Raw genomic sequence first — 16,322 nt, forward strand, 5'->3', positions numbered from 1 at the left:
GTGGCAATCGTTGGTGTCGGGATCGACCTTGTCTCGATTCCCGACTTCGCTGAGCAGGTCGACCAGCCCGGAACGGTTTTCGCCGAGACGTTCACCCCCGGTGAGCGCCGGGATGCCTCCGACAAGAGTTCGTCGGCGGCACGGCACCTGGCGGCCCGGTGGGCGGCCAAGGAAGCGGTGATCAAGGCGTGGTCGGGGTCGCGGTTCGCCCAGAAACCGGTGCTGCCGGAGGCGATTCACCGCGACATCGAGGTGGTCACCGATATGTGGGGCCGCCCGAAGGTGCGGCTCTCCGGTGAGATCGCCCGGCACCTGGCCGACGTGACGATCCATGTGTCGCTCACCCATGAGGCCGACACCGCCGCCGCCGTCGCCATCCTGGAGGTCGGTTAACTTCCCGAGCAGACACAGAATCGCACTCCGGACGCCTCAGGCATGCGATTCTGCGTCTGCTCGCGGGGGAGGGATACTGGCGCGGTGAGTGATCTGATCCAGCGGGTGCGTGACGTGCTGCCGTCGGTGCGGGCCGACCTGGAGGAGCTGGTGCGCATCGAGTCGGTGTGGGCCGACCCGGCACGGCGCACCGAGGTGCAGCACAGCGCGGAACTGAGCGCAAGCCTGCTGGGCCAGGCGGGATTTCCCGACGTGCAGATCGTTGCGGAGGGCGGGGCGCCCGCGGTCATCGCCCGCTACCCGGCACCCGAAGGCGCGCCGACCGTGCTGCTCTACGCCCACCACGACGTGCAGCCCGAAGGCGACGCCGGCCAGTGGGCGTCGCCGCCGTTCGAGGCCACCGAACGCGACGGGCGGCTCTACGGCCGCGGCACCGCCGACGACAAGGCCGGTATCGCAACGCATCTGGCGGCGTTCCGCGCACACGGCGGCCGTCCTCCGGTGGGGGTGACGGTCTTCGTCGAAGGCGAGGAGGAGTCCGGCTCGCCGTCGCTGAGCGCGCTGCTGTCCGCGCACCGCGAGGCGCTGAGAGCCGACGTGATCGTCATCGCCGACTCCGACAACTGGAGCACCGAGATTCCCTCGCTTACGGTGTCGCTGCGCGGGCTGGTCGACTGTGTCGTCGAAGTCGCCACCCTCGACCACGGGCTGCACTCCGGGTTGTGGGGCGGGGTGGTGCCCGACGCGCTGAGCGTGCTGGTGCGGTTGTTGGCCAGCCTGCACGACGACGACGGCAACGTCGCCGTTGCCGGCCTGCACGAAAGCGTCGCTGCGCCAGTCGATTACCCGCCCGATCGGGTACGCGCCGACGCCGGCCTGCTGGATGGGGTCACCGAGATCGGTTCCGGTTCGGTGCCGCAGCGGTTGTGGGCCAAACCCGCGATCACCGTCATCGGTATCGACACCACCAGCGTGGCGGCGTCCTCGAACACGCTGATCCCGCGGGCGCGGGCCAAGGTCAGCCTGCGGGTGGCTCCCGGCGGCGACGCTGCCGTCCATCTGGAGGCCCTGAAAACCCATCTGGAACAGCATGTTTCGTGGGGAGCGCAGGTGACGGTCACCCCCGGGGACGTCGGCGAGCCCTACGCTATCGACGCCACCGGTCCGGTCTACGATGCGGCCAGGGACGCTTTCCGCCAGGCGTGGGGCGCCGACCCGGTGGACATGGGCATGGGCGGTTCGATCCCGTTCATCGCGGAATTCGCCGCTGCCTACCCGCAGGCCACCATCCTGGTCACCGGCGTCGAAGACCCGGGCACCCAAGCACACAGCATCAACGAGAGCCTGCACCTGGGAGTGCTGGAGCGCGCCGCTACGGCCGAGGCGCTGCTGCTGGAAAAGCTGGGCGCCGCATCACATCGTTGACGGTAAGCCGAACGCTGCGAACAACTCGGGGGTAAACCAGGCGGTGACCCGTTCGATTCCATTCGGCCCGATGTGCAGCTGCTGTAGCTGGAAGGCCTGGTGCACACCCTCTTCTTCGCGCAGGTAGACCGCAAAGGCGGGCAGCCCGTTCGCCGCTGTCGGCACCATTCGCATGTCACCGATTCCCTGGGCCGGACACCATGTGCCGATCAAGGTGCCCACCTGTACGGCGCCCTGATACCAGCCGGGGAACGGGGGCATCTCCCAGACCACGTCGGCTGCCAGTAGTTCGACGATGGCCGGCACGTCGTAGTTCTCGAAAGCGCGCAGATATGCCGCGAGCAGCCGACGGTGCTGGTGCGTGTCTGGTTCGGTGGGAGTGGCGAGATCGGCGACCTCGCCCATGCGCGCGTGGGCCCGTTGCAATGTCGAGTTCACCGCGGCGACCGACAGTCCCAGCGCCTCGGCCACCTCCCCGGCGCGGAGGGCAAGCACATCGCGCATGAGCAGCACGGCGCGTTGCTGTGCGGTCAGGTGCTGCAGCGCGGCGATGAACGCGATCCGCACCGACTCTCGGCTGATGGCACGCTCTTCGGGGTGGGGCGGTTCGCTTGTCCACAACCACGTGTCGGGGACGGGTTCCAACCACAGTGTCGACGCGTCCTTTTCGGGCCGGTGAGCAGCGTCGGCGGCCGGAGCGCCCAGGCCGGTCGGTAGCGGACGGCGTCGCCGTTGGTCCAGATAGCTCAGGCACACGTTGGTGGCGATGCGGTACAGCCAGGTGCGCACCGAAGATCGATGTTCGAAATCCTGGAACGAGCGCCACGCCCGCAGATAGGTCTCCTGCACCAAGTCCTCGGCTTCGTGCAGACAGCCGGTCATCCGATAGCAATGGGCACGGACCTCACGGCGAAACGGATCCAGAAGGGAGACAACGTCGAAATCTGCGGCCGTCTGCGACCCCGGCATACGCCCACGCTACCGGCCGGCACGCCGTGCGGCCAGCACCGAGCGGCCGGTTCACCCTGCCTCGGCTGCTGCCTCCAAGGCGGCGACATCGAGTTTGACCATCGCGAACATGGCTTCCTTGACGCGTTGCACCCGCGCCGGGTCTGGATCGGTCATCAGTTCACCCAGCCGCCGCGGTGTGACCTGCCACGACAATCCGTAGCGGTCTTTGAGCCACCCGCACTGCACCTCACTGCCACCGCGTGACAGGGCGTCCCAGTAGTAGTCGAGCTCGGCCTGATCAGCGCACTCGATCTCGATCGAGATCGCCTCGGTGAACGGGAAGTCCGGGCCGCCGTTGACGGCCGAGAACTCACTGCCGTCGAGAGTGAACAACACCACCAGGGGGGTGCCTTGGCGGTCGGGGTTCTCCGGACCCCAATAGGAGACATGGCTGATCTCGGAGTTGGGGAAGATCGCCACGTAGTATTCGGCGGCTTCCAGTGCTTGGGTGTCAAACCACAAGCCGATACGGGTCGTGGGCATCGTCTGCTCCTCTCGGGGCCATCGGTGAGCCGGTTGGCTCTCGGATATATCGACCGGTCCCGAGACGAAAACTCATCGCGAAGCGCTAAATCGACAAATCCCGCCGCAGTTTGGCCACGTGCCCGGTGGCCCGCACGTTGTACTGGGCCTCGGCGATCTTGCCCTTCTCGTCGACGACGAACGTCGAGCGGATGACGCCCTGCACGGCCTTGCCGTACATCTTCTTTTCGCCGTAGGCACCCCAGGCCGTCAACACGCTGCGGTCGGGGTCGGACAGCAGCGGGAACGTCAGTGCCTCGGCGTCGCGGAACTTGGCCAGCTTGGCCGGCTTGTCGGGGGAGATGCCGATGACGTCGAGCCCGGCGTCGTTGAAGTCACGCAGGTTGTCCCGGAAGTCGCAGGCCTGCTTGGTGCAGCCGGGGGTCGAGGCCGCCGGGTAGAAGTAGACGACGACGCGTCGGCCCCGGTAGTCGGCCAATGACACGGTGTTGCCATCGGCGTCGGGAAGGCTGAACGCGGGCGCTTCATCGCCGGGCGCCAGGCGTGCGGTGTCGGTCAACAACTACCCCTTTCTGCTCGCCGGAGCGTGAGACCAAGCCCGGCTGCTCTAGGGTAGTTCGGCAGGGGCAGCATCGGGTGGACAGGGAGGACGACAGTGGCGGAACGCGATCCCGAGCGGATCAAGAAGGACATCGACCAGGCGCGTGAGCAGTTGGCGTCGACGGTGGACATTCTCGCGGACCGGGCCAACCCCCGTCACCTGGCTGAGCGGGCCAAGACCCGGATTGTCGGCTTCGTCACCCAGCCGGTGGTGATGGTCTCCCTGGCCGGGGCCGGCGGCCTGCTTGTGGTGTTGGCGATCCGGCGAATCCGCAACCGCTGAAGCCATAGCCCGCGCGATATCACGCTCAACGCAACGGCCGGGAAGGACAAAGGTTCCTTCCCGGCCGTTGTGCACCCGTTGCTCAGATGCCCCAGAAGCTGCCGTCGAACAGGCCCGACAGGAAGTCGGCGTCGAACAGGTCAGGTCCAGCCACCCCGGGGTCAGGGAGGTCTACGGCGTTGACCGGCAGATGCGCGGTGCCCACCGTGATCGCCTCGGCCGCCCTTGCCGCCCACTCGTTCGTCATCAGGTCGAAGATGCCACCTTCGGTGAGCAAACCTGTGAAGACCTCGCCGGTCTCGGGCACGACATACCCGTTGAGGTAGCTGTTCAGCACGTCAGCGGGCAGGTTGAACAGCGCCCCCAGGTCGCCGCCGGATGCAGCGCCGATGTTCTCGGCCAGCTGGTACACGGCACCGATTGTCGGCGCCATCAGCGCATCGCTGGTGTGCTTGATAAATGCCCAACCGTCGAGAGGGCCGATGAACTCGTTCAGCAGGCTCGACTGGTTCATCGCCTCCAGGGCGGGGATGGACAGCACCGGGCCCAGGGCTTTGCCGAGGTCCTCGAGGCCGTACAGCAGCCAGATGTTCACGTGGTTGAAGGCTCCGAAGATGTCCCCGTTCTGGAGTGACTCGGATACCTGATTCGACAGCTCCTCCAGCCCCGGGTACCGGAGGTGTTCTCCATCGACGATCGCCTGGCCGCCATCCCCGTTGACCATGAGGTCGATCGCCTTGTTGACGCCGGCGAGGCCCGAGGTGACGAACCGCGGCTCCATACCCTCCCGGTGGTCCAGCGGGACGTTCTCCATGCCGATGATCAGCTGGCTGTAGTCGCTCTGGTTGCTGGCGTACTGTTCCAGCAGCGCGTTGACGTTGGAGTTCGCCATCAGCGCGGCAATGCTCTCGTTGGTCTTTTCGAACAGCGATTCCCAGCTCGTCAACTGCACAGCCTGGTGCCGGAAGTCCTGCAGGACCGGCGCAACCGGATGGACGGCGATCAGGCCCGCTCCCACCAAAGCGATCCCGGCGGCCGCGATCCGGGGCGCCCGGTCGGTACCGCGACTGGTCGTATCGGGATGTAAGACGAAGTCCACAGCTAGCTCCTTGTCAATTTGCTGTACTGCACCCGAGAGTTAGGATGCAGAATCCTGCGAGGATGAGAATAACCGCCGTTCATAGGGAAACCTAACCTAACTAGAGCAATGCTAGGTGAACATTAGGAATGTGTGAGGTTTTGCCTCAGCGCCCGCTCGTGCTTTCGACCCACTCAGTCGGGTTCGGCAAACCTCGTTGCGACGTCGCAATGCGCCTACCGAAGCCACGTTGCAGCCCCGATGACCCAGTTGCGTACGCCCTCAACGTGGCCAAACCAGCGAACACACCCACTGTTCAGGTTGTGGCGCCACGCCTGAGGCGGGTGTGAGGCCGCCCCGTTGTGCGAAGGACTTCCGGGCCAAGGCCACGAGAGGGCGACCTGATCGGTCATCCACGGCGGCATATGAGTCGAGACGTCGGCCAATGGCCCGCCCGGGGTGCCATGTGGATAACGCGGCCCGTCTTGCGCTTGAATGTGCACACCTGGGGGTACCGCAGAACGGTGAAATGCCTCTGAACTGTGCGCCGTCAGGGTTTCGAACCCCGGACCCGCTGATTAAGAGTCAGTCGGTGTTAGGCTGCATACCAGCAGTGCCCCTGTCAAACATGCTGGTCAGGCGCAGTCGAGTGCAGTAAGGCGCACTTTCACTGAAGCCCCATAGGGTGCCCTGTAGAGTACCCGCAAGGAGGTGCAGCGCACTGATGCCGAAACCCATCGCCGACGACAAAACCAAGAAGCGCCCCACATGCGCCTGTGGACACGTCCACGCATCCCACCCCAACGAAGGCGCGTGCGAACGCTGCAAGTGCCAGCAGTACCGCGAGCGGCCCCGCCGCACACGCGGCGAAGGCTCGTTCTTCCAACGCGCCGACGGCACCTGGATCGGCCGCGTCGAACTCGCATCCGCCGACGGCGAACGCCGCACCCGTACCGTCAAATCCAAAGACCGCAACGTCGCCATCGCCAAACTGAAACAGTTACGCGCCGATGTCGACGCCGGCCGCATCGCCGTCACCACATCGACCACCGTCGAAAAGTGGATGCTGCACTGGATCGACAACATCCACGCCAAGCGCAAGGTGCGCCCCGGCGTCATCAAGGACTACCGGGCCTGCATCGTCAACCACATCATTCCCGCGCTCGGACGCAAGCGCATCGACAAGCTGACACCCCAGCATGTTCGTGACATGCACACCGCCATCGGGCCGCGCCGCACCGCCGAGCTGGCCCACGTGATCTTGCAGAAGGCGCTCAAGGACGCGGTGCGTGAGGGGGTGGTGGTCCGCAACGTCGCCGAGCTGGTCGACAAGCCGCAATACGCCAAGACTAAACGGGATGGGCTGCCGGTGGAGTCGGTCAAGAAGCTACTCAGCACCGCCTTCGCGTCACGTGACGAATCCGAAGCCACCCTACGAGCCGCAGCATTCTTGACCGGTGCACGGCCCGCTGAACTGCTGGGCCTGGAGTGGGATCGTGTGCACCTTGACGAGGGATATTTGGACCTGTCGTGGCAGTTGCAGGAGCTGTCCCAGGTGCACGGTTGCGGTGAGCAGGGCGACGACGGCTATCCGTGTGGCCGCAAGCGCCCCGGTTGGTGTCCGCAGCGCCGCTGGGACTTGCCGCCGTCCTTTGAGACGCGAGAGTGTCACCGGTCGCTCATCTGGACGCGCCCCAAGACTGCGGCAGGCGAGCGCGACGTGCCGATCATCGCTCCCCTGCTGACCGCGCTGCGCGTCCTGCGCGACAACAACACCGGCCCCAACCCTCACAATCTTGTCTGGCATCGCGGTGGCGTGCCTATCGGGCCGCGCGCCGACCATCGGGCTTGGCAGTCACTCGCCCAGGACGCGGGCCTGATCGGTGAGGGGGAGACGTTGCCGCGATACGTCACGCGGCACACCACCGCCACGCTTCTGCGTGCCGCCGGGGTGGATGAGCAGACCCGCATGGAAATCCTCGGCCATGCGACCGTCGACTCCCAACGTATCTATGCTCACGCCGACCGGACGCGGCACTTGGAGGCGATGGGGAACCTTGCGGAGCTGCTGGGCTAGGGGCGTGGATGAGTTGCATCCCTGTAATTCACAAAGAACTATAGAAAAAAACCGTGCATTAACTTATGGTTTGCTTGCATGGACGACGGTGTACCTACAGTTTTCGATGCAATCCACGACGAGTTGGACGCCATCCCGTCCGAGACCTGGAGTGACACCGAAGCACACCTGGTCCTATCGGCGCTTACGCGTATCCGCCGCGCGCGCAATGCGCTTCCCGACATCTGCTTTACTGCGCCGAGCCTTCGCCGCCGCCGCTTCGGTGTCGCGGGCTGATGCGGCCCGCTCAGCTTTTGGGTCAGAGGTCTCGCTGACATGATCTGCGAGCAGCTTCACGAGTGATTCGACCGGGATACTGGCCTCCCCGCGATTGCCGCAGATGACGTAGTCCAGCGAGAGGTCGAGTTCTCCGCAGACATGCTGTAGGTCGATCAGGGTCCACGGTGTTTGGCCGGTCAATCGGCGCGACAGCCACTGTTGTTTCACGCCGGCTTGGCGCGCCGCTTCCGTGTCCGACGGAATATCTCGACGGAGAAGTTCCTGACGCAGCCGCTTTGCGACCGACTCCGGCGTTACGTCCATGACGTGCACATTACCCGTTCAGCGTGTGAGCGCAAACGTTGCTGCCTGAATTTCACGTGACCAGCGGGTCAATTACCTCGGCGTGTTGGGGTTGACCATCTACCTTCTGACAAGGTAGACAACATGCATGCCGCTTGAGTCAACGTCCCAAAGGGTCGGTGGAAACGTCCGAGCAGAGATGGCGCGCCGACGCTTCAGTCAAGACCAAATCGCAAAGCAGCTCAACATATCTCAACAAGCATTGTCGCGCCGTCTGATCGGGCGAGTGCCCTTCACGGTCGATGAGCTCGACGCCCTAGCCGACATTCTCAGCGTGTCGATTGCTGACCTAATGCGCCGTCATCGTGCGGACAACGAGCCCGGTGTCAAGACCGCGTAAGAAAGCCCCCGCCGTGCTGGGCGGGGGCGACCCGACAAGCGATCGAGAAAGGATCGATATGTCAGAGCTTGAGTGTAGCAACGACGGACTGGTGTTCGTCGCCGCTGACGGTGAGCCGTTCACCACGTCACTGGTGATCGCCGCCGAGACCGGCAACGAGCACCGCGCCGTCTTGCAGCTCATCCGCAACTACCTGACCGATCTGAACGAGGTCGGAAGGGTCGCATTTGAAATGCAACCCTTTGAGACCGCGGGCGGAACCCAGCGCCGCGAGGTCGCCCAGCTCGACGAGCCCGCCGCCGCGCTGCTGATGACCTACCTGAAGAACACCGCGGTGGTGCGGGACTTCAAGAAGCGGCTCGTCGCCGGGTTCTACGCCATGCGAAAAGCCTTAGCTGAGAAGTCGGCGCCAGCGTTGACTGGCCCCGAACTGATCGCCGCCGCGCTCATCGAATCACAGAAGGTCATCGAGGCCCGCGAGTCACGCATCCACCAACTCGAAACCCGCGCCGCCGAAGACGCGCCCAAGGTTACCTACGTCGACACCTACGTCACCGACGCCGACCTCCTCAGCTTCTCCACCGTCGCATCCACCAACAACATCAAAGAGTCGTGGCTGCGCGACCTCCTGATTGCCCGCGACTGGATCTACTGCCAATCGGATTCTCGGTGGTCAGAGAAGCAGGGCAAGAAGGTCATCCGCAATCGGTACAGCGAGAAGGCCGACAAGAAACGGTACTTCCGCCGCGTCGAAGTGCATGAGGCCCCTCGGTTCCGCGGCTCGGAGGTCATGCACACGCTCAAGATCACGCCCGCTGGCGCCGAGGCTATCGCCAGGTTGATCGCGCGGGAGGTCGCAGCGTGACGACTTGGCTCACCCTCTCGGAGGCTGCTGCGCGGATCGGGGCGAAGAACACTCGCCGCATCGCCCAAGCTATCAAGGATGGTGAGCTTCCGGCAGTGAATCCGTTCAAGGGCAACATTATTCAGAACGCGCGCATCGCCAGCGACAAGTTGGATGCGTGGATGGAGTCGCAGCCCTACGAGCCGGGGGCAGCCTCATGATCGCCGACTCCACTGCTGTGGCTTGGCTGGTCATCACCTACCTGATTGCCCTGACCTGGCTAGTGAGCGGGTGGATGTGATGACCGTCCTCCGCGCGACCCTCGCCCTCGCCCTCACCCTTCCCCTGGCCGTATCACCGGCCACCGAGCACCACGAGATCAGCCTGGCTGACCACGCGCTCATCCTCGGGCCCACCGGCTACCCCGTGCCTAGCGACGGCATGATGAACGCGTTCGTCGAGGGCTACCTCAACCCGCTCGGCTTCGATGGTCCCTACAGCGCGTTCTGGACGCCCGAGACCGGGCAGGCCGACTCCATCGACATCGGCCGTGGACTGCTCACCACCGAGATCATCAACCAGTTCCAGGCCGGCGAGCTCGACGACAATCCACTGTGGGTGGTCGGCTACTCGCAGTCCGCCTCGATCATTTCGGCGATCATGCCCGAGCTGGCCGCCGCGGGAATCCCCGCCGACGCCCTGCATTTCGTCCTGTTCGGCAATCCGGCGTCACCCGGCGGCATGTTCCCCGAGCTGTTGGGGTGGCTGTATTCGATCCTTCCGACGTGGTTGCGGGAGTTCGTCGATGACATCGTGCGGGCAACCGGATTCGGGGAATGGCTAGGACTCGATGACGGTGTTCCGCTGGAGACTCCGACTGACCTGTATCCGGTGGACAACTTCGTCGTGGACGGCGACGGCTACGCGCAATGGGACAACGGCGCCAACATCGGCGGCCTGTTCTGGCAGCACTTGTTTTACCCCGGCCTGGACATCAGTGACTTCCATGTGGATTCGACCGTGGACATGACGACGTTCTGGGAGTCGGGGCAAGTCGGTGACGCGCTCGCGGTGTTGTGGGACTCATTGGTGGCGGTGTCATGACCGCCCTGCTCCGCCTTCCGTTCGATCTGCTCCGTCTGCCGTTCGAGATCGCATCGGGCGTGCGTCTCGGCTGGAGCTACACCAGGCCCGTTGATCGTCACGTGACGGTTGAAGGCGCATCGGAGGTGTCGGCATGACCACCATCGTCACCGCCTGCCGCGAAATCGACCGCCTAACCCGCGCAGCCGAACTCAACGACAGCGACTACGCCGACATGCGCGCTGACTTCCTAGCCCTGAGCGCCAAGGCCGCCCAGTCTGCCGACCGCGTCTTTGAGCTGGCCGTGGAGAACGGCGAGCTTGCCCGCGAAAACGACGACCTGCGCGACCAGCTCGGCCGCAGCGAAGACCGGAGGTACGAACCGTGAACCCCCAACCGCCGAATGGAGTTGCCATGACCGAATTTCCCCACCCTATGCGTCTCGCCGCAGGTTCGCATGAGCCCGGCAGCGGCAAAGGCTGTGCGATGAACGTGATCAGCTACGTCAACGGTGACACCAAGATCACTGACTTTCCGGCGTGTTCGGCTCGTCCGTTGGCGCGCATGGTGCAGATTGCCAATGACCGACTGGCGGGTGCGGATGGTTTTCTGTCGCCGGAGGATTCGGTGCGGGTGCTCGACTTGGGTTGGCGAACGGTGGGCACTGCTGGCGCTGACGATTCGGTGTTGTGGCGCTGGTTGCACGACCTGCTGGTGGACCCTGGTCATGGCGTGATTCGGCATGCCGACAAGCGGGGACGGGAAGCGATCGGCCGGGTTGCGGCGCTTCTGGCGCGCAAGGCCAACGGCGAGGATGTTGACTTTACCGTCGCCAACGCCGCCGCCTACGCCGCCTACGCCGCCGTCGACGCCGCCAACGCCGCCGCCTACGCCGCCTACGCCGCCGCCGCCAACACCAACGCCGCCTACGCCGCCGTCGACGCCGCCAACGCCGCCGCCTACGCCGCCAACGCCGCCGCCGCCAACACCAACGCCGCCTACGCCGCCTACGCCGCCAACGCCGCCGCCGTCGCCAACGCCGCAGTTGTCGACGCCGCAGTTGTCGACCTGGCAGATTGGGCCGTCACTCGCTGGCGTGAACTCCAGGGGCTCGACGCGAAACCGGTGGACATCGAAGCTGCCGCGCTCAACGACGCTTTCAGCCGGATCGGCGCGACGGCATGAACGTCATCACCGAAGCCCTGCGCAACTTCCGCCGCGCGCCCCTGGTTGACCTCGACACACCACATGAGCCGTCCGCCGCCCCTGTGCTCTTCCCCTGTGCAGGGTCGTCCGCGGACCAGTCCCCCCGGTCGGGCAGGCCGGGCGTGGACGGGCCGGCCGCGCCCACCTCCCCGGGCGCGGCCGGTATCCACCCCTCGCAGTGGCCGACCGATTGGGACAACATCCGCCGCGACCTCGCGCACCTGCGATCCGTGCTGACCGAGGCGCTGGAGTGGATCGACGAGATTGACCAGACAGCAAAAGGACTCGCACGGACGACCGCGGTCCACAGCTCGGTCACGGTCCACAACTCCCACCTCTGCGCGATCACCGACATCACGCGGCAGCGCGAGCAGCAGGCCGTACCACGCAGATAGAGAAGTGCCCCGCCACGGTGTGCGCCGTGCGGGGCGTGGGCACCTGATCGAAAGGACAACGAAGTGCCGACTACTGATAGTACCGCCCAAGCCCGCCACGACCGGAAATGGTCTGGCCTTCCCCTGGTCGCGCTGCCGCAACAGCTCCCCGAGCACGACGGCGACCTCGCCTACCTGGCCGACCTCATGGAGACCGTCCTGGGTAGTCGTGGCCCGCTCGCATCCATCCCGCCGTGGTTCCTGTACGCAGCGGCGATGAGCGCCAAGGGGATTGACGCGCTACATGTTCTGGCTGATTGGCCCGAGGATGTGGCGGCGGGGTTGCTGGCGGGGTGGAACGTGCAGGGGGTGCCGGCATGACCCCCGACGCCCGCGACCGGCTCGCCCTGCTGTGGCTCATACCCGTCATCGTCATCCTCGGCGCGGCACTTGCGGGGCTGATCGCATGAGCGTCCACCTGCAAGCCTGCCACGGAATCGTCGGCGGCGGAACGGCATCGCTGAACCTGGACCTGGGCAAGCTGGACCACATCAGCGCACACAGCTACTTCCGGGACGACCGCATGGTGGAAGTCGCATTCACCCACGGACGCCTGCGGATGCACCGTGACGAGTTCGCCCACCTGCTGCGGCGCGGACCCGAGGCATTGATTCAAGACCAGGACTACTACGCCCAGTGCTCGGGTGCGGTGGCGGATTTGGAAGGGGAGAGCGCGTGAGCAAGCCCCGAGGTGGCGCCACCCTTGAAACCTCGCGACGTATCCTATTCCGTCAGCTCATCGACGCCGGCTGGACGAAGGCGGACCCGAAATGACCCCCCGCAACCCCTGGAACCGCCGCCGCGAGCACTGCACGCTCCTGTGGCTGACCATCTCCATCCTGGCCACGTTCTCCCTGCTATGCCTCGGAATCGCCCACGCCGCACCGGAAACCCCGCAGCAAGACGGGCGGTTCCTGTTCAGCCTCGGCGAGCACGGAATCGGCTACGGGGATGCCACACAGGTCATCGTCGCCGGCCATGAAGTCTGCAACCTGCTCGACGCGGGCGCAGGCATTGAACTGGTCGTGTCCACCCTCGACCGGACCACGCAGCTCGGACGGCGCGGGGCAATGGTGTTCGCCGCCATCTCCATTGCCAACTTCTGCGGCTGGCAAGGAGACGCGCTCAGGCCACACAAGGGCGGGCCGGGGCAAAGGAATGTGGGGGCGATCCTGTGAGGCGCGGCACTCGGGAGGAAACCGCCGCCCGCCACCAAGAGGTGCTGGCGATGTTCCGCGACGGACACTCTACCGCCGAGGTCGCCTCCGCCACTGGCTACACCGAATGCGGCATCCGCCGGATCAGGCTGCGCCACAACCTCGGGCCACTAACAGTCCCGATGGGCGACCGGCTCGACCTGCTTGAGGATGCGCTTGCCGCTGGGCTGTCAATCCATCAATCCCTTGACGATGCCGGCTGGACGAACCCCGCCGCCGCGATGCGCGCCTACCACCGAGCCGGCCGCAAGCCGCCCAAGGCGCTGAGGACGGCCGCCCGTAAGAATTACCAGGAGGCACGCGCATGATCGACATGACTCCCGAAACCGACATGGACAAGCTCGCCGAAATCGCTGCGGGACTGCATGAGCGGATGGTGGACAGCCCCGAGCGTTTGCGCGCCGAGCTGGTCGGCCTGTGGTCGAAGCACCCCGTCAGAGCCGCGCAACTGACTATGTGCCTGGTCGCCTGGTTCGACCCGGATACGCCCTGCTCGGAGCTGTGGCGGCGCGTCGAGCTGACCGTGAAGCAGTGTGCCTCGTGAAGGATAGTCGCCTGTGGCAGATCCGCAGCCTGACAAGCGAAGCCGCCCAGATCGCGGCCGAACTGCGCAACGAGATCAACCCCGGAACCGCCGAGGGCCGCAGCCTAGAAACGCTCGCCACCTGCCTGTCGTGGGCGATCGACCGGACCAAAGTATTGGAGGAAATGTGAGCGTCTTTTGGGAGCGTGACGAGGCGAATTGGGCGCGGCGCACGGCAACTGAAGCTGAGCGGGGGTCGTGCTACCAGCACCGCTGGCAGCGGACGCGGTGGGGCGGGGTTTGTGTGCAGTGCGGGGAAACGGTCAACGGAGGAGAACTGTAAATGGACACGTTAAGCGCATTTGCCCGAGCGGTGGCATCCGAGGGCAATCGGATGAAGGTGTTCGACTGGCGTAAGGCTGCTGAGCTAATCGCCGAACGTCCCAACTGTGAAGCCGAGGCTGGACTCGGCATGGACTGGGAGAACACTGGCGGGTGCATCTGGCATAACGGCAAGCCAATGCCGAGGGATGACACCTACACCTATCTCGCAAGTAGCTGGGCAACACCAGAACTCGACATCGACGGGTGGGTTTCCGCCTGCTGGATCTACGAGGATGAATCGCCGGGATGGAATGCGAGCACGTACTGGCCCCAGGAAGCGCTGGACATCATCGCGGCGGCGAAACTGTGATCCCGACCGAGGACGGCCACTACGCCGATGTAGACGAGGCCGAGTACCACCGAGACAGAGGCTCGCTCAGCGTCTCCGGAGCGAAACTCCTACTCCCGCCGTCCTGTCCCGCCAAGTTCCGTGAGGCGATGGACAACCCGCCACCACCCAAGCCGCACTTTGACTTCGGCACGCTGGCTCACGCGCTCATCCTCGGCAAAGGGCCGGAGATCGAGATCCTCTACCCCGAGGTGCATGGACTCAAGGAAGACGGGACTGTGGCTGATGTGCCGTCCATGACGGGCATGTGGAAGAAGGCGGCTGCGGCGGCACGCGAGAAGGGCCGGCTCCCCGTGTCGTCGGAGGATTACATGGCGGCTCAGGCGATGCGGGATGCGGTGATGGCACATCCGGTCGCGGGGCCACTGTTCGCCGACGGTGATGCCGAGGTCAGTCTCTATGCGACCGACGACGAAACGGGCGTGCGGCTGCGTGGACGCGTCGATTGGGTTCGCCCCGGCCAGTTGGTCGACCTCAAGACATCACGCACGGCGAACCCTGACGAGCTGGCGGGGCTGTTCTTCAAGTACCGCTACATGATGCAAGCGGCTTGGTATCAGGATCTGTCTGTCACGTCCGGGCTGACGACCGAGAAGCCCGAATTCATCTTCGTCTGCGTCGAGAAGGTGGCGCCCTATGTCGTCACGGTCGTGCGCTACGACGACGAGGCGTTGGCCGAGGGCGAGTTCATGAACCGCGAGGCAATTCAGTTGTACGCCAAGTGTAAAGCCAATAACGAGTGGCCCGCGTACAGCGACGAAACCGTGACCATCGGCCTGCCGGGGTGGGCTGTTGACGAGGAGATTGAGATATGACGATGGACATCAGCCAAGCCGCCGCGCCGAAGTCTGATCAGCTCAACGCAGATGATTTGATCGGCGGCCCTCAACTCGTCACTATTGCCGAGGTTCGACGCGGCAATAGTGAGCAGCCTGTCGAAATCGTCACGAACGAGTTCGGTGCGGATAGGCCCTATCGACCGGGAAAGTCAATGATCCGCGTGTTGATTGCGGCCTGGGGCAAAGACGCCTCGACGTACACGGGCCGCCGGCTGATGCTCTACCGCGACCCTGAGATCACGTTCGGACGCGACAAGGTGGGTGGCATCAGAATCTCGGCCATGAGCCACATTGACAGTCGGCTCACGTTGGCCCTGACCGTGACTCGCGGCAAGCGTGCGCCGTTCGTAGTCGAACCACTGCCCGATGGTCCGCCCGCCGTGACGCCCGAAGTTGTCGCCGAGTTCGAGCAGCGAATCGCCGGCGCCGAAACCGTCGAGGAACTGACCGCGATTGCCGCTGACCTCAAAGCCTGGAATCTGGGCGAGCATCGCAAGCAACTCCAGGACGCGTGGAAGTCCCGGCGCGCGGAAGTTGACAAACCTGGTCGTGGCGACGGTAACGACCTGGGGGAGGGCGCTGAGTCGTCGTCGGGCGCTGACCGTCCAAATCCCCCAGGTGACCAGGAATTACCCATGGAAGGAGTCAAATCATGAGCTACCCCAACATCATCAAGGTCTACAAAGCCTCCGACGGCTGGCGCTGGCGTCTCGTCGCACGCAACGGCTACATCGTCGCGGACTCGGGGCAGAAGTACTCGGCGCGGTGGCGGGCTGTGCGTGCGGCGAAGGCTGTTGCTGCGGCGGGGATTGAGGTGGCGAACGATGCCTAAACAACTTATGAAAGTCCAGGAGTTCGACCGCAGCTCCATTCTCGATGTTTGGCTGGATGGCTTTGTGTCGGGGCTCTCGACCGCAGCAAAGAACTTTACGGAGTGCAGCGCCGAGCAAGCGGACGAGTTTGCCCACATGGTTGCTCTTTCGATCACCAACGATCCGGCAGTGATGGAGACCGTTCGCCGCGAAGTGTTCGAACGGTTGACGGGGATGATCGACGCCAACCCGGCAACGAAAGAGATGAAGCTGAACATCTCGAAAGGGTCGGGCGCATGACTGGGCACGACGTCGAATTG

The 16,322-nt window shown here is 64.8% G+C and carries 27 protein-coding genes and 1 pseudogene; 23 read left to right on the plus strand and 5 right to left on the minus strand.

Features of this window, described 5'->3' with window-relative positions:
* Together acpS and BST28_RS18540 are read left to right on the plus strand one after the other, a co-directional pair.
* Positions 1 to 393 (plus strand): holo-ACP synthase AcpS, encoded by a 393-nt coding sequence (gene acpS, locus BST28_RS18535; RefSeq protein WP_019736294.1) that lies wholly within the window; start codon positions 1 to 3, stop codon positions 391 to 393.
* A pseudogene (locus BST28_RS18540) lies at positions 347 to 1,818 on the plus strand (dipeptidase). The gene acpS and the pseudogene BST28_RS18540 overlap by 47 nt, the downstream one beginning before the upstream one ends.
* Here the strand turns inward: BST28_RS18540 and BST28_RS18545 are convergent.
* The 3 genes from BST28_RS18545 to bcp form a co-directional block, all read right to left on the minus strand.
* Positions 1,807 to 2,787, minus strand: a complete 981-nt coding sequence (locus BST28_RS18545; protein WP_083082230.1) for a sigma-70 family RNA polymerase sigma factor — start codon at positions 2,785 to 2,787, stop codon at positions 1,807 to 1,809. The pseudogene BST28_RS18540 and the gene BST28_RS18545 overlap by 12 nt on opposite strands.
* A gap of 51 nt (positions 2,788 to 2,838) precedes the next feature.
* On the minus strand, positions 2,839 to 3,312 hold the full coding sequence (locus BST28_RS18550; RefSeq protein ID WP_083082232.1) for a VOC family protein: 474 nt from the start codon (positions 3,310 to 3,312) through the stop codon (positions 2,839 to 2,841).
* An 85-nt stretch (positions 3,313 to 3,397) separates the two neighbouring features.
* Entirely contained in the window at positions 3,398 to 3,871 is a 474-nt protein-coding gene (gene bcp, locus BST28_RS18555; RefSeq protein ID WP_065288983.1) for a thioredoxin-dependent thiol peroxidase, read from the minus strand.
* Positions 3,872 to 3,967: 96 nt separating this feature from the next.
* Here bcp and BST28_RS18560 point away from each other — a divergent pair, with 96 nt between their 5' ends.
* Positions 3,968 to 4,195: a DUF3618 domain-containing protein gene (locus tag BST28_RS18560; protein WP_019736299.1), complete on the plus strand. Its 228-nt coding sequence runs from the start codon at positions 3,968 to 3,970 to the stop codon at positions 4,193 to 4,195.
* A gap of 82 nt (positions 4,196 to 4,277) precedes the next feature.
* Here the strand turns inward: BST28_RS18560 and BST28_RS18565 are convergent, their stop codons facing one another.
* A complete protein-coding gene (locus tag BST28_RS18565; RefSeq protein WP_234808323.1) occupies positions 4,278 to 5,213 on the minus strand; it encodes a hypothetical protein in 936 nt (311 codons plus the stop codon).
* A gap of 784 nt (positions 5,214 to 5,997) precedes the next feature.
* Between BST28_RS18565 and BST28_RS18570 the strand changes: the two genes are divergently transcribed.
* The gene (locus BST28_RS18570) at positions 5,998 to 7,350 is read left to right on the plus strand and encodes a tyrosine-type recombinase/integrase (RefSeq protein ID WP_083082234.1); all 1,353 of its coding nucleotides are present in this window, start codon (positions 5,998 to 6,000) and stop codon (positions 7,348 to 7,350) included.
* A gap of 174 nt (positions 7,351 to 7,524) precedes the next feature.
* Here the strand turns inward: BST28_RS18570 and BST28_RS23750 are convergent, their stop codons facing one another.
* The gene (locus BST28_RS23750; RefSeq protein ID WP_133054320.1) at positions 7,525 to 7,932 is read right to left on the minus strand and encodes a hypothetical protein; all 408 of its coding nucleotides are present in this window, start codon (positions 7,930 to 7,932) and stop codon (positions 7,525 to 7,527) included.
* A 127-nt stretch (positions 7,933 to 8,059) separates the two neighbouring features.
* Between BST28_RS23750 and BST28_RS18575 the strand changes: the two genes are divergently transcribed.
* From BST28_RS18575 to BST28_RS18650, 19 genes are all read left to right on the plus strand, one after another.
* Positions 8,060 to 8,311, plus strand: coding sequence for a helix-turn-helix domain-containing protein (locus tag BST28_RS18575; protein ID WP_083082236.1), 252 nt, complete (start codon positions 8,060 to 8,062; stop codon positions 8,309 to 8,311).
* A 91-nt stretch (positions 8,312 to 8,402) separates the two neighbouring features.
* Positions 8,403 to 9,176 carry a Rha family transcriptional regulator gene (locus BST28_RS18580; RefSeq protein ID WP_234808325.1) on the plus strand — a complete coding sequence of 258 codons (774 nt, stop codon included), beginning with the start codon at positions 8,403 to 8,405 and terminating at the stop codon, positions 9,174 to 9,176.
* Positions 9,173 to 9,376 carry a hypothetical protein gene (locus BST28_RS18585; RefSeq protein WP_083082239.1) on the plus strand — a complete coding sequence of 68 codons (204 nt, stop codon included), beginning with the start codon at positions 9,173 to 9,175 and terminating at the stop codon, positions 9,374 to 9,376. The genes BST28_RS18580 and BST28_RS18585 overlap by 4 nt, the downstream gene beginning before the upstream one ends.
* Before the next feature lie 79 nt (positions 9,377 to 9,455).
* Positions 9,456 to 10,259 (plus strand): PE-PPE domain-containing protein, encoded by an 804-nt coding sequence (locus tag BST28_RS18590; protein ID WP_165758104.1) that lies wholly within the window; start codon positions 9,456 to 9,458, stop codon positions 10,257 to 10,259.
* Entirely contained in the window at positions 10,256 to 10,396 is a 141-nt protein-coding gene (locus BST28_RS24170; protein WP_165758105.1) for a hypothetical protein, read from the plus strand. The genes BST28_RS18590 and BST28_RS24170 overlap by 4 nt, the downstream gene beginning before the upstream one ends.
* Positions 10,393 to 10,626, plus strand: coding sequence for a hypothetical protein (locus tag BST28_RS18595; RefSeq protein WP_083082243.1), 234 nt, complete (start codon positions 10,393 to 10,395; stop codon positions 10,624 to 10,626). Before BST28_RS24170 ends, BST28_RS18595 begins: the two co-directional genes overlap by 4 nt.
* A gap of 98 nt (positions 10,627 to 10,724) precedes the next feature.
* On the plus strand, positions 10,725 to 11,423 hold the full coding sequence (locus BST28_RS24415; RefSeq protein WP_207570138.1) for a hypothetical protein: 699 nt from the start codon (positions 10,725 to 10,727) through the stop codon (positions 11,421 to 11,423).
* Positions 11,420 to 11,839: a hypothetical protein gene (locus BST28_RS18605; protein ID WP_083082244.1), complete on the plus strand. Its 420-nt coding sequence runs from the start codon at positions 11,420 to 11,422 to the stop codon at positions 11,837 to 11,839. The genes BST28_RS24415 and BST28_RS18605 overlap by 4 nt, the downstream gene beginning before the upstream one ends.
* 63 nt (positions 11,840 to 11,902) lie before the next feature.
* Positions 11,903 to 12,199, plus strand: coding sequence for a hypothetical protein (locus tag BST28_RS18610; protein ID WP_083082246.1), 297 nt, complete (start codon positions 11,903 to 11,905; stop codon positions 12,197 to 12,199).
* Between the two features lie 85 nt (positions 12,200 to 12,284).
* Positions 12,285 to 12,557: a hypothetical protein gene (locus tag BST28_RS18615; protein WP_083082248.1), complete on the plus strand. Its 273-nt coding sequence runs from the start codon at positions 12,285 to 12,287 to the stop codon at positions 12,555 to 12,557.
* A 91-nt stretch (positions 12,558 to 12,648) separates the two neighbouring features.
* Complete coding sequence (locus BST28_RS18620; protein ID WP_083082250.1) at positions 12,649 to 13,056, plus strand: DUF732 domain-containing protein; 408 nt, start codon at positions 12,649 to 12,651, stop codon at positions 13,054 to 13,056.
* Positions 13,053 to 13,403 (plus strand): hypothetical protein, encoded by a 351-nt coding sequence (locus BST28_RS18625; protein WP_083082251.1) that lies wholly within the window; start codon positions 13,053 to 13,055, stop codon positions 13,401 to 13,403. The genes BST28_RS18620 and BST28_RS18625 overlap by 4 nt, the downstream gene beginning before the upstream one ends.
* On the plus strand, positions 13,400 to 13,639 hold the full coding sequence (locus BST28_RS18630; RefSeq protein ID WP_083082253.1) for a hypothetical protein: 240 nt from the start codon (positions 13,400 to 13,402) through the stop codon (positions 13,637 to 13,639). Before BST28_RS18625 ends, BST28_RS18630 begins: the two co-directional genes overlap by 4 nt.
* Positions 13,636 to 13,809, plus strand: a complete 174-nt coding sequence (locus BST28_RS24175; protein WP_165758106.1) for a hypothetical protein — start codon at positions 13,636 to 13,638, stop codon at positions 13,807 to 13,809. The genes BST28_RS18630 and BST28_RS24175 overlap by 4 nt, the downstream gene beginning before the upstream one ends.
* A 152-nt stretch (positions 13,810 to 13,961) precedes the next feature.
* The gene (locus BST28_RS23760; RefSeq protein WP_133054321.1) at positions 13,962 to 14,312 is read left to right on the plus strand and encodes a hypothetical protein; all 351 of its coding nucleotides are present in this window, start codon (positions 13,962 to 13,964) and stop codon (positions 14,310 to 14,312) included.
* Entirely contained in the window at positions 14,309 to 15,166 is an 858-nt protein-coding gene (locus BST28_RS18635) for a PD-(D/E)XK nuclease-like domain-containing protein (protein WP_165758107.1), read from the plus strand. The genes BST28_RS23760 and BST28_RS18635 overlap by 4 nt, the downstream gene beginning before the upstream one ends.
* Complete coding sequence (locus BST28_RS18640) at positions 15,163 to 15,846, plus strand: hypothetical protein (protein ID WP_083082257.1); 684 nt, start codon at positions 15,163 to 15,165, stop codon at positions 15,844 to 15,846. Before BST28_RS18635 ends, BST28_RS18640 begins: the two co-directional genes overlap by 4 nt.
* Entirely contained in the window at positions 15,843 to 16,022 is a 180-nt protein-coding gene (locus BST28_RS18645) for a DUF1508 domain-containing protein (RefSeq protein ID WP_083082259.1), read from the plus strand. The genes BST28_RS18640 and BST28_RS18645 overlap by 4 nt, the downstream gene beginning before the upstream one ends.
* Positions 16,015 to 16,302, plus strand: a complete 288-nt coding sequence (locus BST28_RS18650; RefSeq protein ID WP_133054322.1) for a hypothetical protein — start codon at positions 16,015 to 16,017, stop codon at positions 16,300 to 16,302. The genes BST28_RS18645 and BST28_RS18650 overlap by 8 nt, the downstream gene beginning before the upstream one ends.
* Positions 16,303 to 16,322: the final 20 nt, after the last annotated feature.

The sequence above is a fragment of the Mycolicibacter kumamotonensis genome, from assembly GCF_002086285.1.
Taxonomy (GTDB): domain Bacteria; phylum Actinomycetota; class Actinomycetes; order Mycobacteriales; family Mycobacteriaceae; genus Mycobacterium; species Mycobacterium kumamotonense.

Bases quoted from the DNA above. Each gene is read 5' to 3' on its own strand.
- BST28_RS24415 (WP_207570138.1), top strand. From the start codon at position 10,725: ATGAACGTGATCAGCTACGTCAACGGTGACACCAAGATCACTGACTTT.
- BST28_RS18575 (WP_083082236.1), top strand. From the start codon at position 8,060: ATGCCGCTTGAGTCAACGTCCCAAAGGGTCGGTGGAAACGTCCGAGCA.
- BST28_RS18640 (WP_083082257.1), top strand. From the start codon at position 15,163: ATGACGATGGACATCAGCCAAGCCGCCGCGCCGAAGTCTGATCAGCTC.
- BST28_RS18620 (WP_083082250.1), top strand. From the start codon at position 12,649: ATGACCCCCCGCAACCCCTGGAACCGCCGCCGCGAGCACTGCACGCTC.
- BST28_RS18645 (WP_083082259.1), top strand. From the start codon at position 15,843: ATGAGCTACCCCAACATCATCAAGGTCTACAAAGCCTCCGACGGCTGG.
- BST28_RS24170 (WP_165758105.1), top strand. From the start codon at position 10,256: ATGACCGCCCTGCTCCGCCTTCCGTTCGATCTGCTCCGTCTGCCGTTC.
- BST28_RS18550 (WP_083082232.1), bottom strand. From the start codon at position 3,312: ATGCCCACGACCCGTATCGGCTTGTGGTTTGACACCCAAGCACTGGAA.
- BST28_RS18545 (WP_083082230.1), bottom strand. From the start codon at position 2,787: ATGCCGGGGTCGCAGACGGCCGCAGATTTCGACGTTGTCTCCCTTCTG.
- BST28_RS18605 (WP_083082244.1), top strand. From the start codon at position 11,420: ATGAACGTCATCACCGAAGCCCTGCGCAACTTCCGCCGCGCGCCCCTG.
- BST28_RS18615 (WP_083082248.1), top strand. From the start codon at position 12,285: ATGAGCGTCCACCTGCAAGCCTGCCACGGAATCGTCGGCGGCGGAACG.
- BST28_RS18570 (WP_083082234.1), top strand. From the start codon at position 5,998: ATGCCGAAACCCATCGCCGACGACAAAACCAAGAAGCGCCCCACATGC.
- BST28_RS23760 (WP_133054321.1), top strand. From the start codon at position 13,962: ATGGACACGTTAAGCGCATTTGCCCGAGCGGTGGCATCCGAGGGCAAT.
- BST28_RS18650 (WP_133054322.1), top strand. From the start codon at position 16,015: ATGCCTAAACAACTTATGAAAGTCCAGGAGTTCGACCGCAGCTCCATT.
- BST28_RS18630 (WP_083082253.1), top strand. From the start codon at position 13,400: ATGATCGACATGACTCCCGAAACCGACATGGACAAGCTCGCCGAAATC.
- BST28_RS18590 (WP_165758104.1), top strand. From the start codon at position 9,456: ATGACCGTCCTCCGCGCGACCCTCGCCCTCGCCCTCACCCTTCCCCTG.
- BST28_RS18595 (WP_083082243.1), top strand. From the start codon at position 10,393: ATGACCACCATCGTCACCGCCTGCCGCGAAATCGACCGCCTAACCCGC.
- BST28_RS23750 (WP_133054320.1), bottom strand. From the start codon at position 7,932: ATGGACGTAACGCCGGAGTCGGTCGCAAAGCGGCTGCGTCAGGAACTT.